Genomic DNA, 16,182 nt, shown 5'->3' with positions numbered 1-16,182 from the left:
TTCTAATCAAATAAATCGGCCAATATTAAAAGTACATCCTTAATTTCATTTTCGGTATTAAAACTGTGCAAACAAAATCGCAATCGCTCCTGACCTTTTGGAACGGTGGGCGAAAGAATTGGCTTTACGTCAAAACCCTTTTCCTGCAATTGTAGCGACCAATTTTTCACCTTTTCATTGCCTTCTACCAAACAACAATGTACGGCCGAATTACTTGGAATAAAATAGGGTTCTAGGTCATGGTCCCTCAATTGATCCTTAAAAAAATTGATATTCCGCCTAAGTTGCATTTGCCCACCTCTTGACATGGACATATGTTGACAAGCTGCCAAAATCGTTGCCAAGGAATGCGGCGGCATACCCGTAGTATAAATAAAACTGCGTGCAAAATTCACCAAATAACTTTTAAGGGCATGGCTTCCCAATATTGCTGCGCCATGACAGCCCATGGCCTTGCCAAAGGTGACGATCCTGGCAAATACCCTGTCCTGCAGCCCAAATTCATTTAACAATCCCTCTCCCCTTTTACCAAATACACCAACCGCATGGGCTTCATCAACGACCAAGTAGGCCCCTTTGGAAGTGCACAATTCCGCCAGTGCTTTTAAATCCGGTGAATCTCCGTCCATGGAAAAAACCGATTCCGTAACCACATAAATATCGCTATCAACCTTTCTTTCCCGCACTCTGTCTATCTGCCCTTTAAGACCTTCCAATTGGTTGTGTTTAAACTTATAGCTTTGGGCAAGGCCCATCCCAATACCATCACGAATACTGGCGTGCGAGAGTTCGTCATAAAAAACAACATCTGAACGCTGTGGCACGGCACTAAAAAAACCTATGTTGGCATCGTATCCCGAATTGAAGACCAATGCCGATTCCGAGCCTAAAAAGCTGGCCAACAAATTTTCCAACTCCCCATATAATCCGTTATTACCCGTCAACAGCCTGGATCCAGTAGCGCCGTTGGCTATGGCATCTTTCCTATCCAAGATGCTGGAGGCATTTTTAAAAATGGTCTCATTTTTGGCAAAACCCAAATAATCATTGGAGGAAAAATCGATCAGGCCATTGGGCACTGGCAATTTCCGAAGGGCATTATTGGCCTGTCTTTCGGTGAGTTTAGCCGACAATTTTTTTGGGAATTCCGTCATATTACAAATGTAGCATATCCTGTATTTAAATAGTATATTCGTTTATACAAAGCCATGCAAAAATAATATTCGGAACCTTGTCCTTGGCCAGGTTCCCCATCTATAAAACGTTTCGAAACCAAATTGTATGAAAATCAACATTCTAAGCCTGCTTTTTCTTGCCAGTTGCATAAGCCTACAAAGTCAGACCAACCGCTACACTATTTCCTTTGAAAATGCCGTACATCACGAAGCGGAAATCACAGCCTCCTTTCCACAGCTGAATCCCGGTGTGCTATCTGTACGTATGGGCCGCTCCTCTCCCGGGCGCTATGCCCTACATGAGTTTGCAAAAAATGTATACAATTTTAAGGCAACCGATAGCAAAGGAAAACCCTTGGAAATCCATAGGCCCAATCCCTATCAATGGGATGTTAGCGGCCATGATGGGGAGGTGAAGATAAGTTATACGCTTTTTGCCAATCGTGGGGATGGCACCTATGCCCAAATTGATGAAACCCACGCCCATTTAAATATCCCGGCAACCTTTATGTATGTGGGCAATTTGGAAGATCGGAAAATAGAAGTGGACTTTAGGGTTCGTGAAGACCTCAACTGGAAGGTGGCTACCCAAATGCCCAGAGTAATGGGCAATATCTATACCGCGCCCAACCTACAATACTTCATGGATAGCCCCACGGAAATCAGCAATTATGGACTACGCCAATTTACTGTGGACAATAATGGACAGCGACAGATCATAGAATTTGTCTTGCACCACAACGGAACGGAATCAGAGCTCGACACCTATTTTGAACAGGTAAAGAAGGTGGTTCTGGCCGAAAAGGACGTTTTTGGCGAACTGCCCAACTACGATTACGGGACCTATACATTTTTGGCCTGTTACATCCCCAATGCTTCCGGGGATGGTATGGAACATAGAAATTCTACCATTCTTACGGACAGGGAAGGGTTGGCAGAAGGCGGTATGAAGAATAATATAGGCACCGTTGCCCATGAATTTTTTCATTGCTGGAACGTGGAACGTATTCGGCCCCAGGCTTTGGAACCCTTCAATTTTGCCGAAGCCAATATGAGCGGAGAACTCTGGTTTGCGGAAGGTTTTACCAGTTATTACACCAATTTTATCCTTTGTCGCGCCGGTATCATCACCCCAGAGGAATACGTAGAGGGACTTACGGGCACTTTCAATTATGTTTGGAACTCTCCGGCCAGACAGTTCTTTAACCCTATAGAAATGAGCTATCAGGCACCCTTTGTGGACGCTGCCACTTCTGTGGATCCGGTAAATAGGGACAATACCTTTATCTCCTATTATTCCTATGGCAGTGTTTTGGGATTGGCCCTGGATCTTTCGTTGCGACAAAACAAGTTGAATTTGGACGATTACATGAAATTAGTTTGGCAGACCTATGGCAAAAAGGAAGTGCCCTATACGCTGTCCGACCTACGTGAAACCTTGGTACAGTACGCCGGAAAAGAATTTGGAAATCACTTTTTTGATCAATATATCCATAACAGTGAAATGCCCAATTATGAGGAGCTGTTCAACTCAGTAGGCATAGTGCTGAAACGTGCCAAGGACAAACCTTATTTTGGGGCAAGTGTAAACATCAACCAATTTGGTGCGGGCCTTGTACAACGTAATACCACCATTGGGAGCCCGGCCTATACCGCAGGGTTGGAGTACGGGGATGTGATTACGGCGATAAACAATATCCCCCTGACTTCTAACCAGAATTTTGGGGAGTTAATAGCACAATTCAAGGTAGGGGAAAGTGTTCAGGTAGCCTACACCCGATTTGGCATTCCAAAAACCACCACGGTTGTTTTAAGTGCGGATCCCTCCTATACCATAGAATTAATGGAGAAGGGTGGAGGCAAAGTCAGTAAACAAGTATTAAAAAATAGAAAGGCTTGGTTAAAACTGGAATAAATGGAAATAAAATTCACCCGCTGCAGCACAAAATCCGAATTGCAGCAAATCTTGGACCTGCAACATAGGAACCACTTACAAAATGTGGATGCAGATGAAAAGGAAAAAGAAGGATTTGTTACGGTATCCCATACTTTGGAACTCCTGACCCAAATGAATACCGCCTGTCCCCATATCATTGCCAAGGACCAAGATAAAGTAGTGGGCTATGCACTTTGCATGCACCCCAGTTTTGGGAACGATATAGAGGTCTTAAAACCCATGTTTAAGGAAATAGCTTCGGTAATACCCAAAGCGGACCCCTATATGGTCATGGGGCAAATCTGTATAGACAAAGAGTATAGGCGGCGGGGCATTTTTAGAAAGCTGTACGAGACCATGAAGAATAGCCTACAGCCGGAGTTTACCGGTATCGTTACCGAGGTAGATGCCACTAACCTCCGTTCTTTGGAAGCGCATTACGCGGTGGGATTTAAGGAACTAAAAACCTATAATGCAGGCGGACAGGATTGGAAGTTGATCGTGTTGCGGTAATGAATTTTGGGAAATAAGATGGAATAACCGTAAGACTTGGGCGCAAACCTACCTAGCCGTCAAGCAGGCGTTAACCATGCGATAAGCTAGGTAAGATAATTGAGAAATTTGTATTTGATTCGTTTTTGGTGTATTTTTACACCAAAATAAAAATTATGTCTAGACAAAGTATTTCATTCACAGAACCCAACGATGAATGGTTAAAAAAACAAGTAGACAATAAGGAGTACTCTAGCAAAAGTGAACTGGTCAATGATTTGATCAGACAAGCCAGAAAACAACATGTCCAAATAGATTGGATCAGAACTAAATTAGAAAAAGCTGAGAACAGCGGATTTACTGAAGATAGTAAAGAACAAATATTAGAGCAATCCAAGTCCTTACTTCGTGGCTAACTATAAATTAAGCAACTCTGCCAGAGTGGATTTGATACGAATTCATCAATACGGAGTAAGAAAATTTGGTGTTGAACAAGCTGACCAATACTACTATTCATTTTTCGAGTATTTTGACATTATTGCCCAACTACCTTTTTCATTTGAAGCAGTTGATTTTATAAAAGAAGGCTATAGACGTTGTGTTTGCGGTTCAGATAGTATTTATTACAGAATACAGGATGACACTGTTGAAATAATGGCCATTATTGGAAGGCAAGATTTAAACAATATGCCACTCTAACCTCCGTTAGCGCAGATTAAATAGTTATTTCTCCACAAATTCCTGTGCTAACTCAACCTTGTCCAAATCGGCAGGCTCATATCTTCCCTATTATTAAATAGTAACTCAAATTACTTAACCGGTACTTCTAGGAAGCCGGAGAATAACTGAATCCCTTCGGCAATGCAAGCTTTGCTGTTTAATGCCAAGTTTTTATATATTTATAACGTCCGCAAGATTTTTTCTCAAATTAATGACCTAAAGCATGCGCCCATGATGAAATATTCCTTTTTATTGATCTTTTTCTTTTCATGTTTATTTTTGGCACATGGACAGGCAGAAAAGCAGTTTGAAAATGTAATTATCACCTCCAACAAGAAAAAAACCCAAGTAAAAGCAGGTAACAATGGGCAATTGCATCTAAATGTATCCCCAAAAAATGTCCTTAAATTTAAAGCTATTGGATGGGTACGCTATAGTGATTTCGGCGCCACAGGTGATGGTAAAACAGATGATATGGACGCCATTGCCGCAACCCATGCCTTCGCCAATCTTCACGGCCTTATGGTGAAAGCCGACCAGGGTTTCACCTACTACATAGGAGGCAAGGAACGTACGGCAGAAATCCAAACCGATACCGATTTTGGAACGGCGGCCTTTATTATTGATGATACCCAAGTCCAAAACCACAAAGCTTCAGTTTTTAAGGTGGTTTCCAACTTACTACCCTTTAAACTGGATGGCATAACATCACTTAAAAGAAACCAGGAAAAAATAGACGTCGTTTTGCCTCAGTCCTGTCTTATCACGGTTACGAATTCCAATGTGAGGCACTATATCCGCTTTGGGCTAAACCAAGACAATGGCTCCCAGCAAACCGATATCTTTGTCGTTGACAAAAACGGACATGTGGATTTGGACGCCCCCATTATTTGGGATTTTGAGCAGATTTCGAATGTAACCGCCATACCCTTGGACACCACAACCCTAAATATTACAGGAGGACGTTTTACCACCATTGCCAATAAGGCCGAATCCAAGTACAATTATTATAGCAGGAACATCTGGGTCAACCGTTCCAATGTAGTAATCGATGGGCTGGAGCACCACGTCATAGGAGAAGGAGATCATGGTGCGCCCTATGGCGGCTTTCTCAATATTCGTGACTGTGCCTATGTAACAGTGAAGAACACCCTCCTCACCGGTCGCAAAACCTACCGAACTATTGGCTCGGCAGGGAAACCGGTATCTATGGGCTCGTATGACCTACTGGTAAACCGTGGCCTCAATGTAAAGTTTGAGAATTGCAGGCAGACCAATGATATTAACGACAATACCTATTGGGGGATAATGAGTTCCAATTACTCCAAGAACCTGATCTATGACCATTGCACCTTTTCACGCTTCGATGCCCATAAGGGGGTTGCCAATGCCACGATCCTAAATTCTACCCTTGGCCATATGGGAATCAATGCTATAGGTAGCGGTGTCTTGACCATTGAGAACAGCACTATCCGAGGTAAAACCCTAATTAATTTGCGCGAGGATTATGGAAGTACATGGCAGGGAGAGATAGTGATCCGTAACTGTGTTTTTGTACCCGAAGGGGGCAAGCCCAGCGAAGCCAACATTATAGGAGGTTCCTACTCTGGGCAGCATAATTTTGGCTATACCTGTTATATGCCGGAAAGGATTACCATAGAAAACCTCCGCATAGATGACAACAATCATCCGGAAGACTACGAAGGGCCCGCCATTTTTAAAGATTTTAATGAAGAAATGACGGACGATACTTATCAGGAGCAATTTCCCTACATCAAAACCAATGAAATAATCCTTAAGAATGTAACCACCGTAAGTGGCAAGGCTTTGATAATCAGCAGAAATCCGTTTATGTTCAAGGATGTGAGGATAAATACTTATTAGGATCCAGTATTGAAAATCCCATATACCAACCTAATTGAGAGGCCGTAAGACAAGTGTATGCAACCCCGAACTACTCGATGCCGAGGCCGTTGTAATACATTTGGCCACAACCTATTAATCGGATTTTCATCTTACTAAATAGGAATTTTTCGAGCCCCATATTTAATAATTGGAAATATCGAGTGCTATTTCAGGATGCTCTTCCTCAATATTTTTCCAAAAAAGGTCTCCAGAACTACCGAATATACGCCGGAAGGCAATCCGGATAGATAGAAGGGTCCAAGAATTGGATGGTTTAAATAGAGGTTGCAAACTCTTTTGAATCTATCCTATACATAAAGTATAGGCCGTTTCGAACAATCTACCAAGAACTGAGAACCTATCCATAAATAAAAATAATCCCTTTCAGATATTTTTTTATCCATTATGGATACTTATTTAACAAGTTTAATAAGAATTATCTTATTATATGTATTAGAAAAATATGTAATTTGAACCGATTTTTTTTAAATATCATGAAAAAGTATGAAGAAAATGAATTTGCATCCTTTCGGCTAGAAAACGGCATCCTCCATATTGTTTACAAAGAGAACGTAAACTTATTTCTAGGGGACGCCATGAAAGTAGTTGCCCAACGCCTGACATTCCAACAGGGAAATGTCTATCCCATATTGTGTAATATCAGGGGTCTAAGGGAAATCTCCAAGGAAGCCCGAGGATACTTTGCCGTAGAAGGCACTTTGTTGATCAACGCCCTGGCATTCGTTTCCAAGACCCCATTGTCTACTATATTTACCAAAATATATATCAACGATATTTCCCCGTTCCGAATAAAAATGTTCACGGATGAAACGTCGGCATTGGAATTCCTACACCCATTTGCCCAAGCTGTTTCCCGTTAGTAGTTAAACAGAAAACTATTACAAACATCAAAATTAAGGATCATGGACAAATTGGAGAACAGCCAAAGATTGGAAAATCTGTACCAACAACTATTGGCAATGCTCAATGGTGATTATTTCCAGCAGATTGAACGTACCAATAGCAAAGACCATTTGGAGGCTCTATCGGTATTGGTCAATATGATAACGGAACAAATAAGGGGGTCCATAATGCGTCTTGGGTTTTCAAGGCCATTTTATTCCTATACGGTAGTCACGCAAATGCTCTTTTTCCTGGATAGATCCCGCAATATCATTAAAATGAACAATGGAGTAAAAAAGTTGTTGCATTATGAAGAAAACGACATTTTAGGTCTTACATTTAAAAAGTTGCTCTATACCGATTCCCATAAAGTCTGGGACCAGGGGGTGAAAGGAATTATCAGCGGACCTGAACGGGAAACAACCTTGCAATTGAGCTTTTTGACCAACTACGGTCTTTTGTTCCCTGCACAGTGCAAGGTATTGTACTTTCCCGATGAGCAGTACCTAAATCAAAAGATCATTGTTACATCAATTAAGGTCTCACTTCAAAGGGAGGCTCCTGAGGATATTTTAAATTTAGATCTCCAAAAAACACATGGAGGGCGAACACAAATACCCAAGAATAAAAAGGGCCATAAATATATCCTGAACACCTTGGATATAGAGATGATACATTCCATTAAAAAATATATTGTAGCACACCTGAACGAATCAATTCCTGACATTTTGGATCTGGCACACACTATGGGCACCAACGAATATAAATTAAAAAATGGATTCAAGGAACTGTACGGGATGACAGTCTTTCAATTTATCAAGGACCAGCGGCTTAGGAAAGCGCACACCCTTATCCAATATACCAATAAAAAAATCGGATATATCGCTAGATCGGTAGGATTCAAGCAGGGCAACCATTTAGCCAGGGAATTCAAAAAACGCTACGGGTATACACCCACCGAACTAAGATTGTTATCCTCACATCTTAATTATTATTATATATAGTTACTAAAATAATCCTGTTTAGATAAATATTGCTCAAAATAGATCCAACTACCTTCTTAACTTTATTCCATTGAATATCAAACCAATGAACATGAAATGGATTGCAAGATATAGGGGAATAATTGTTAAGGTGATTTGCCTGTTGTTTATAATCCTATTTGTCTATACCGGACTCACCAAACTCTTGGTTCCCAATTTATTCTATGACAGTATCCTAAATTCGCCCGTTCTCGGGGGCAGAACCATGGCGACCCTGGCCTCTTGGACCTTACCGCTATCGGAACTGGCCGTTGCCCTTCTTTTGATTTGGAAAAAAACCAGATTGATAGGTTTTTATGGCGCATTGGGCCTAATGCTGCTATTTACGGGCTATACCGTGGCCATTGTATTTTTTGCCCCCTACAGGCCCTGTTCCTGTGGGGGCATTATCTCCCTGCTGTCCTGGGAACAGCATTTGGTGTTCAATGCCATGTTGCTCCTATTGGCCCTACTGGCCATATGGTCCTCACTCAAAGATTGGGGACCCCTTGAAGAAGGCCCGTAAAGGTCCATAAATGGTCATGGGACCATGATATAAAAAGTAAAATGATGAAGATATTTTGTTGCGCAGCAAGAGCAGGGGGAAGACCGAAAACCTGTAAAAGAGAGTAGGCACTTATTGTTAATATAAATCTAAGTATTATGAAAACTAAATTTTTATTGCCCGTATTGGCAATCATTTTTGCCGTTGGAATGTCGTTTACAACTGTAAATGCCGCTCTGGATTCCGATGCATGGATCGATCTAGGTGGAGGTACACCACATAAGATCAATACCGTCCCATGCGAAGGGACCGGGGAAGATTGCCAAGTAATTGTACAGAGTCTTCAGAATCCAGGTCCTTATACACTCTATAAGGATTTTGACCTGCAAGAACCGTACGATTCCAATACTACTACACCGTATACCATTACGGATTAGGGACATTGAACTAGCCCCGTATTTGTTACAAAATACGGGGCTTAATTTTGGCCATCCCTAGAACAACTATTCCATATAAGCTTCCTTTTCCGAGCCTTTCAATATGAATTCGGAACAATAATCCTCATCAAGGATTTTTTGGGCACTTTTCAAAATATCTCTGGGGGTCAACGACCTTACATAGCCTTCAACTTCTTCCGGGGAAACGTATGGTTCTTCAAAACGGATAGTGCGATAAATTTTTTCCTGCATCTTCTGTGCGCTATTTTTTACCCTTTGAGCTCTATATTTGTTGTAATAGGTTTCCGCCACATATTGGAAAGTGGCATCGTCCAATTTTTGATTCTTTATATTATTGATTATTTTATGTATGTCCCTCCTTATCACTTTGGTATCTTTCACGGAACACTCCAGATCTATCGAAATAACATTCCATCCAATAGACGCATAATACCATTGATGGGCCCTTGCAGAAAATACGTCCCGTTTGTTTACATAGCGCAATCCATCAAGTTTGGCACTTAATGCCCATGCTAATAATTCAAATCCGATCCTTTCTCTCCAATCCAACTTTTCCTCTGCGGGATATATGTATTTGATCCTGATCTTTGTGTTTTCGGAGGACAGGCCCGATAGCTCGGATCTGATTTCGGAAAAATGGTGCACTTCATGTTTCATGACCGGCTCCATATGCATGTCCGGCACTTGCAGATTGGGCAGATTGCCCAAATATTTTCGGATCAAAGGTAAAATCCTCTTTTCTTCGTAATTTCCACTGATCAAAAAGGTAAAATCCCGTGCATTGCCGAATATTTGGGAATAGGCCTTGTACGCCTGGTCCTGATCGGTTCTTCCTATCCCATTATAATGTTTTGTACCCCCCATTGGACGGAATATGATGCTATCATTGGAAACCTTATCCATAAATTCATTGAGCATATCCGTATACATCAACGACTCGGCGGATTGTTTATGATATCGGTCCCTTTGTTTTTCTTGCCAGTACTTAAAGGCCAAGGAATCCTTTCGTGGTGCCGTAAAATACAAGTGGATGAGTTGCATCAACTTTTCAAAGTCCTGTAGGTCGGATTCCCCTTTGATCCCGCTTTCTGTATATTCCATATAGGGCAGTACCGTCACAGGGATACTGGTATTTCGGAGATACTTGTTCAATTGGAAATTATTCAATTCGCCTACACCGGAATTTCTTACGATTGAAGGAGCATTTGTACTTGAATAAAAATCCTCTCTTGAAAATGAAGAAGTCCCCTTTAAACTAAAGCCGTGTACCGTGATATTACCCTTAAAACTGCCTTTCTGCAATACCACTTTGGCCCCGTTGCCAAGGAAGATTTCCTTGACCCCCAATTTGTAGTCCTCCTTTTCTTCATATCCTACAGGTATAAGCCCATCCACTTTGTCAGCATCCATCAACGAGGTTATTTCCGCCTGTCTGGAAACCTCCATAAGGGGTCCCTGGTTTATTCCTAAGATCCATTCCCTGACCTCCCCTTCCGACAATTTCAGAACTTCACTCCCATTTGGTGCAATAACAGCAATATCCTGTGGTATATCGGGGATAGATCTGGACAATATCCCATTTATGTACGAAAGGGAAAGGTCCCCTAACCAATTTTGCAATATTAGGTTTTTGTCTTTCGGCAATGGTCTTTCCAGAACAAAATGGTCCCTGATCTGATCTAACCAATATTGTATTGCACCGGTATCGTTTTCTAGTTTTTTAAGCGCCGTCCCTTTCATATTCTCCCACTCCGTTCTATCAATACCCCTTACTTTGATATGCCGTAGCACTTTTGCGACAAATTCTATCGATTCCCTCACTTTTCCTTCCCTGGTCTCCCATTTCATCTCAATGGCCGGAAATTCATCGGAAGGGTCGTAAAAGCTTCTTAGGCGATAGGAAGTATTGCCCAAATCCTGGGACACTTGATCTGTTCTCATGTTGATTACCTCACTTAATAGGGCCATAGCCAAAGCTGACCGGTTGCTGTCCAAAGTGGGCAGTACGGCCCCATTGTCCCTTATGAAGGAATGTACAAGCACCTTGTTGTCAATATCGGTACTGGACCGGTTCTTTGAATCCTCAAGGACAATGAACTGGTCCGGGCGTTTTAGATATTCTTTGGCACAATCCACTTTGGCCCTTGCCCCTTTGACCGCCCTTAAGTCCGAAAAGCTTTTACGGATCTGTTTTTCCAGGGCATCCAGATCCTGTACGTCCCCAACGATCATTATGGCCGACAGGTCCGGCCGATACCAATCCCTATAGAAACGCACCAGCTTTTCCATATCAAAAGTCTGGACGTACCTATTATAATCATCGGGATGGATAGGGTTTTTAGAACACTCCGATATGCCCTCTTAGATTTTCCTATCCAAATAACGTCCCCTACCATTTCGAAAAAGATATTCCTGAAAAAAAGGTCCCCGCTCCCCATCAACTTCCTCTTTTCTAAATTCCATTTTTCCACTGATGATATCGTGGAACCACAAAAGGCCATTTGTAAGTGCAGTTGGGTTTCGGGCCGGAATATCGAACCAATAGTTCGTAAAGTTTCCAGCGGTCAAAGCAAAGACATCTCCCTGCTTCATTCCCATAGATGATAAAATGTCGAAGTTTGCACCTATATTGGTAAAGTTCTGCGTCCTTACAAAGGCCATATGTTCCGTAAAATGGGCCAATTGCCATTGATCCGGGTCTTCCTGAAACGTTCCTACCTTCACATAAAGGCGCATGGACAACTTTGCTCCTGAATTAGGGATAGGTTTTATATAATATTGAAATCCGTTGGCCAATTGGCCATGTCGTATCCCTGGGTCCAAAGGTGGAATGTTGCTTTCCATATGGTTCGAGGTCTGTCCCCATATTATTGTAGAATTATGCAATATCCAAAGGACCATTAGGGTTCTTTTAATTCTTTTCATCCTAAAAATTTAAATCATGAATTTTAGTATCCTGTATTTTGATCCAGATTGGGGTTTTTCAACCTTTCATCCTGAGGTATGGGATAAAGCACCGCGGTAGGGTCCCAATTGTCCTTAGTCTCCCCCAACACCTCTGTCGCTATCCCATGTCGTTTTAGGTCCAGCCAACGGTGTCCCCACTCCGCAAACAGTTCGTTCCTCCTTTCCTTTAGTACAATTTCCAGGAGGTCCGGAGCACTCAAATTGGGGGATGAATCGGCCAATAGTGAAATCCCGGCCCGTTGTCTTAGAACGTCCAGATCGGCAATGGCTTCCCGAAGATTGCCCAATTTAATATTGGCCTCGGCACGGATTAGGTACTGTTCCGCCAAGCGCAGGACCATGGAATATTCCGTGATATCGCCTCCCGAATTATCATAACGGACCTTATATTTAAAGGGATAATAATAGGTTTCATCGGGACCGCTACCATCAAACCGGCCTACCCAATTGGTATGGCGCCTATCCCCTACATCCCAAGAGTCCATCAAATTATCCGAGAGTCCGATGGCCGTGTTGGTCAAAGAGGTCTTGATAAAAATATTGCCTTCCTCGGTATGGGTCAGGCTATTGCCCCTTCCCAGCGGGGAAATTTGCCAAATGGCCTCCTTGCTATTGGCAAGAAAAACCTGGTCCAGATCGTCCAATATCCCAAATGTGGAAGCTTGGGCAATTATTTCGCTGCTCAATGTTTTGGCATTTTCCCAGTTCCCTTGAAATAGATATACCCTGGCCAATAAGGCCTTGGCCACAAACTTATTGGCATGGGTTCTTTCTCCATCTGCATATCCAACTCCCAATAATTCTATGGCATCGTTCAGGTCCAGAACAATTTGACCGTATATGGTTTCGGTATCGGACCCTGATGCCAAGGAATTGACCTTATAATCCGTACCGAGTATCAATGGTGCTTTCCCATAAAGATTGACCAAATAGAAATAACAGAACGCACGCACGAATTTGGCCTCGCCGACCAATCGTTGCTGAATGGCCCTACTTAAAGTCCCAGAATTTGAAACCCCTTCCAAAATTGAATTTGCCATATAGACGACATTGTACATGCTGGACCAGAGTACCTGATTATAGCTGTTGGCTATCAAAATTTGGTTCCCATGGTATTCCAAGTATTCCTTGGAGGAGGTCGTTATTTTAAAATCATCCGACGATAATCCGGACAGCAGGGTCACGGACCTTCCCCCTCCGGAAGAAAAATCCGCCCTGAACAACTGGTTGTATACCCCCTGTATGGCCGACATTGCACTTTGATCGTCCCCAAAAACCGATTCGCTTACGATCATATGGTCGGGGACATCCACATCCACAAATTTCTCGCAGGAAATTAAGAGCATGGTAAAATACGCAATGGCAATAATGCCCGATTTTGAAAATAGTGTCTTCATAGTTCTTGTTTTTAGAATTGTAACTGGACTCCCAAGGTTATACTTCTTAAGGCCGGTAACTGGGTAGAACCGGGCCTTTGAGGGTCCAGGCCCTTGTAGCCCGTTATTGTAAAAAGGTTCTGTGCATGCACATAGATCTGGCATGCACTCACATGGGCCCCTTGCAATATAGAGCTGGGCAGTGCATAGCCCATGGAAAGGGTCTTTAATCTAATGAACGATGCATCCACATAATTAAAGTCGCTGTTCTGCATATTGAGATAGGCAATATAGGCAGGGAAGGCCTGTGAGGCCATTTGGACGTTCGTTTGCTGGCGCTCCGCCCGCCAAACATTGTTCAGTCCCTGGGGTATATTGTTGTTTCTCCCCGGAGGGGTACTGGGTTGCCTAATACCGTCCTGATTTACAAATTCCAGTAGGAAGTTCAATGAAAGGCCCTTATAGTTGAACTCGTTTTGGACACCTCCGAAATATTTTCTGTTCTGGTCCAGGATGATCGTTCGGTCCGCATAGTCCAACCTGCCATCCTCATTGACGTCCACCACCCGATAAAGTCCTGTTTCGGGATCAATACCATCATAATTGTACAGAAGGGCAATATTTAAAGGGTGGCCTATTCTATACAGATTGGCATAGGATGACTGTTCCAGGTCGGGATAATCGACCAATTCGTTATTTGGATATGAAATATTAAAGGATGTTCGCCACCTAAAATATTTGGTATTAAAATTAAGGGTAGATGCCTCTATTTCCAATCCTTTATTCTGTACGGTTGCGGGCAGATTGGCCTGAACAGTGGTAAAACCCGTTATTGAAGGAAGTTGGTAGCCCACCAATTGGTTGGAAGAGCGGTTGCGGTACCAGCTCACGCCAAAATTGATCATGTCCTTAAAGAATCCGAGCTCCACAGCGGCTTCCAATTTCTTGTTGGATTCCCATGAATAATCGGGGTTGGTAAGCTGGGTAGGATATAGTCCCCCTGGCCCAGGGGTAACCTCATAAGCATCCAAATACCTATAATTTCCGATCTGGTCGCTCCCGGTAAGGCCATAGCTGGCACGGAACTTCCCAAAGGATAAAAAGGATCGGTCCTTGTCCAATTGGTTATTTTTAGAAAAGATCCAGGCCGCCCCGATGGCACCAAAGTTGGCAAATCTTTTATCCTTTCCGAAACGTGAGGAACCATCCCTTCTTCCCGTAAGATTTATAAAATATTTTCTTTTCCAGTTATATCCTATCCGTCCAAATATGGCATTGTACCTATACAGGGCATTCTCATTGGTGCCCACGGTGACCGCATCGGCTGCGGCCAGGTTACCTATCAAATGCTCGTTGGAATACCCCGTTCCGGTCATCCTGATAATATTATCATTGTTTTGCTGGAAGGTAGTACCCAAAAGGGCATCGAGATTCCCTAATTGGTTGGAACCATGGTATATGATCTGGGGTTCAATGATCCAAGATTTCCTATTGGTGAGGGTATGAAGGGAGCTATGCGTTGCCCTGTCCCAATTTGCAGGATCATAAGCGCTTATAGGCCGTCTCAACTTCTCCCCACTGTCCAAAAAGGTATATCCCATATTGGTCCTCAAGGTAATTGCCTTACCGATCTTATAGGACATCCCAACATTGGAGATCAGGTTATTGGCCTGGGCACGGCTATCCATCTTAAGAATTCCCAATGGGTTCGTCCATGTGGAACCCTCCCAATTAAGGCTGCCATCATCATTATATAGTGCGGGGGCATTGGGTGGCAGGCTCAGGGCCTGTGCTACAAAGGAAGAGCCATTGAAGAGCCGGTTATGGTCCAGTCCAAAGTTTACCGTCAGGTTCAATCGGAACCTGGCATCCCTGGAATAGTGGTCAAGATTGAAGTTCGCAGTTACCTTGTTGTATTTGGAGCCTCCTGGAAATACGGTACCTTCCGTATGATAGGAACCCCCGAAACCAAAAGAAGTATTTTTTTTACCGCCCGATACCCCTATGTTCAGATCCGTTACCGTAGCGGTTCCCCCGTACAGTTCCTTTTGCCAGTCGGTATACCGGTCTTGGTCCCATACTACCAGATCTACCGCGTTGAATGTTGTTGGTGCCACATTATCATTTTCAAAAGCTTCCCTTCTAAGGGAAAGGTACTGTTCCGTATCTAAGAGGTCCAACCGATTTGAGGCCCTGCTCAGACCGGAATAAAGACGGACGTCCACCTGGGTTTTCCCTTCAGATCCCCTGCCCGTTTTTGTACTGATAAGGATTACCCCATTGGCCCCACGGGAGCCATAAATGGCCGTGGCGTCCGCATCCTTCAGCACCTCTATACTTTCAATATTGGCCAGGTTCAAGGTATTTAACGGGTCCAGCCCCGTAGAATTGGTCAATCCGCTATAACTATGGATGGGAGCAGCATTTATGGGTACTCCGTCCACAATATATAGGGGCAGGTTGCCATTGTCCTCGCTACCGTTCCTTAAGCTGTTCTGTCCCCTGATCCGTATCCTGGGCGCGCTCCCCGGCACACCATTGGGCTGTACCACCTCCACCCCCGCCATCCGGCCCTGTAGGGCCTCCAACGGACTTACGATGGGCTGTAGTTCTATTTCCTTGGCCGCGACCCTACTGATGCTGCCGGTGCGTTCCTTTTCCTTTACCGTATAGTAACCGGCATTGACCTCCACCTCTTGAAGCTCGGTGACCTCGGACTTCAT

14 protein-coding genes are annotated in these 16,182 nt (G+C 43.3%); 9 read left to right on the top strand and 5 right to left on the bottom strand.

The genetic code is table 11. The features are described from left to right. Positions 1–2: 2 nt before the first annotated feature. Positions 3–1,154: an 8-amino-7-oxononanoate synthase gene (locus MWU82_RS07500; protein WP_247095916.1), complete on the bottom strand. Its 1,152-nt coding sequence runs from the start codon at positions 1,152–1,154 to the stop codon at positions 3–5. Positions 1,155–1,281: 127 nt separating this feature from the next. Between MWU82_RS07500 and MWU82_RS07495 the strand changes: the two genes are divergently transcribed. The 9 genes from MWU82_RS07495 to MWU82_RS07455 all read left to right on the top strand — a co-directional run bounded on the left by MWU82_RS07495 (position 1,282) and on the right by MWU82_RS07455 (position 9,095). Continuing rightward, entirely contained in the window at positions 1,282–3,090 is a 1,809-nt protein-coding gene (locus MWU82_RS07495; protein ID WP_247095914.1) for a PDZ domain-containing protein, read from the top strand. Then, a complete protein-coding gene (locus MWU82_RS07490; protein WP_247095912.1) occupies positions 3,091–3,624 on the top strand; it encodes a GNAT family N-acetyltransferase in 534 nt (177 codons plus the stop codon). It abuts the gene before it with no gap. A gap of 155 nt (positions 3,625–3,779) precedes the next feature. Next, positions 3,780–4,019 (top strand): CopG family transcriptional regulator, encoded by a 240-nt coding sequence (locus tag MWU82_RS07485; protein WP_111622471.1) that lies wholly within the window; start codon positions 3,780–3,782, stop codon positions 4,017–4,019. Beyond that, positions 4,012–4,302 carry a type II toxin-antitoxin system RelE/ParE family toxin gene (locus tag MWU82_RS07480; RefSeq protein WP_247095910.1) on the top strand — a complete coding sequence of 97 codons (291 nt, stop codon included), beginning with the start codon at positions 4,012–4,014 and terminating at the stop codon, positions 4,300–4,302. The genes MWU82_RS07485 and MWU82_RS07480 overlap by 8 nt, the downstream gene beginning before the upstream one ends. A 252-nt stretch (positions 4,303–4,554) precedes the next feature. Then, on the top strand, positions 4,555–6,207 hold the full coding sequence (locus MWU82_RS07475) for a hypothetical protein (RefSeq protein ID WP_247095908.1): 1,653 nt from the start codon (positions 4,555–4,557) through the stop codon (positions 6,205–6,207). Between the two features lie 515 nt (positions 6,208–6,722). Next, a complete protein-coding gene (locus tag MWU82_RS07470; RefSeq protein ID WP_247095906.1) occupies positions 6,723–7,109 on the top strand; it encodes a hypothetical protein in 387 nt (128 codons plus the stop codon). A gap of 42 nt (positions 7,110–7,151) precedes the next feature. Beyond that, positions 7,152–8,135, top strand: a complete 984-nt coding sequence (locus tag MWU82_RS07465; protein WP_247095904.1) for a helix-turn-helix domain-containing protein — start codon at positions 7,152–7,154, stop codon at positions 8,133–8,135. 91 nt (positions 8,136–8,226) lie between these two features. Further along, a complete protein-coding gene (locus MWU82_RS07460; protein ID WP_247095902.1) occupies positions 8,227–8,679 on the top strand; it encodes a MauE/DoxX family redox-associated membrane protein in 453 nt (150 codons plus the stop codon). Between the two features lie 137 nt (positions 8,680–8,816). Then, positions 8,817–9,095: a DUF6520 family protein gene (locus MWU82_RS07455; RefSeq protein WP_247095900.1), complete on the top strand. Its 279-nt coding sequence runs from the start codon at positions 8,817–8,819 to the stop codon at positions 9,093–9,095. Between the two features lie 66 nt (positions 9,096–9,161). On the opposite strand, the gene MWU82_RS07450 is transcribed toward MWU82_RS07455, so the two are convergent. From MWU82_RS07450 to MWU82_RS07435, 4 genes are all read right to left on the bottom strand, one after another. Further along, on the bottom strand, positions 9,162–11,405 hold the full coding sequence (locus MWU82_RS07450; RefSeq protein WP_247095898.1) for an insulinase family protein: 2,244 nt from the start codon (positions 11,403–11,405) through the stop codon (positions 9,162–9,164). A gap of 72 nt (positions 11,406–11,477) precedes the next feature. After that, positions 11,478–12,041 (bottom strand): insulinase family protein, encoded by a 564-nt coding sequence (locus MWU82_RS07445; RefSeq protein WP_247095896.1) that lies wholly within the window; start codon positions 12,039–12,041, stop codon positions 11,478–11,480. Between the two features lie 23 nt (positions 12,042–12,064). Then, positions 12,065–13,480: a RagB/SusD family nutrient uptake outer membrane protein gene (locus MWU82_RS07440; RefSeq protein ID WP_247095894.1), complete on the bottom strand. Its 1,416-nt coding sequence runs from the start codon at positions 13,478–13,480 to the stop codon at positions 12,065–12,067. An 11-nt stretch (positions 13,481–13,491) separates the two neighbouring features. Continuing rightward, the coding region (locus tag MWU82_RS07435; RefSeq protein WP_247095892.1) for a SusC/RagA family TonB-linked outer membrane protein at positions 13,492–16,182 on the bottom strand (2,691 nt) is incomplete at its 5' end.

Source organism: Arenibacter sp. S6351L (assembly GCF_023016025.1).
GTDB classification, from domain to species: Bacteria; Bacteroidota; Bacteroidia; order Flavobacteriales; family Flavobacteriaceae; genus Arenibacter; species Arenibacter algicola_B.
This window is presented reverse-complemented; position numbering and strand designations above follow the sequence as displayed.

Coding starts and splice junctions, on each gene's coding strand:
- MWU82_RS07450 (WP_247095898.1), bottom strand. CDS start 11,405: ATGGAAAAGCTGGTGCGTTTCTATAGGGATTGGTATCGGCCGGACCTG.
- MWU82_RS07470 (WP_247095906.1), top strand. CDS start 6,723: ATGAAAAAGTATGAAGAAAATGAATTTGCATCCTTTCGGCTAGAAAAC.
- MWU82_RS07445 (WP_247095896.1), bottom strand. CDS start 12,041: ATGAAAAGAATTAAAAGAACCCTAATGGTCCTTTGGATATTGCATAAT.
- MWU82_RS07440 (WP_247095894.1), bottom strand. CDS start 13,480: ATGAAGACACTATTTTCAAAATCGGGCATTATTGCCATTGCGTATTTT.
- MWU82_RS07490 (WP_247095912.1), top strand. CDS start 3,091: ATGGAAATAAAATTCACCCGCTGCAGCACAAAATCCGAATTGCAGCAA.
- MWU82_RS07485 (WP_111622471.1), top strand. CDS start 3,780: ATGTCTAGACAAAGTATTTCATTCACAGAACCCAACGATGAATGGTTA.
- MWU82_RS07475 (WP_247095908.1), top strand. CDS start 4,555: ATGATGAAATATTCCTTTTTATTGATCTTTTTCTTTTCATGTTTATTT.
- MWU82_RS07465 (WP_247095904.1), top strand. CDS start 7,152: ATGGACAAATTGGAGAACAGCCAAAGATTGGAAAATCTGTACCAACAA.
- MWU82_RS07495 (WP_247095914.1), top strand. CDS start 1,282: ATGAAAATCAACATTCTAAGCCTGCTTTTTCTTGCCAGTTGCATAAGC.
- MWU82_RS07460 (WP_247095902.1), top strand. CDS start 8,227: ATGAAATGGATTGCAAGATATAGGGGAATAATTGTTAAGGTGATTTGC.
- MWU82_RS07500 (WP_247095916.1), bottom strand. CDS start 1,154: ATGACGGAATTCCCAAAAAAATTGTCGGCTAAACTCACCGAAAGACAG.
- MWU82_RS07455 (WP_247095900.1), top strand. CDS start 8,817: ATGAAAACTAAATTTTTATTGCCCGTATTGGCAATCATTTTTGCCGTT.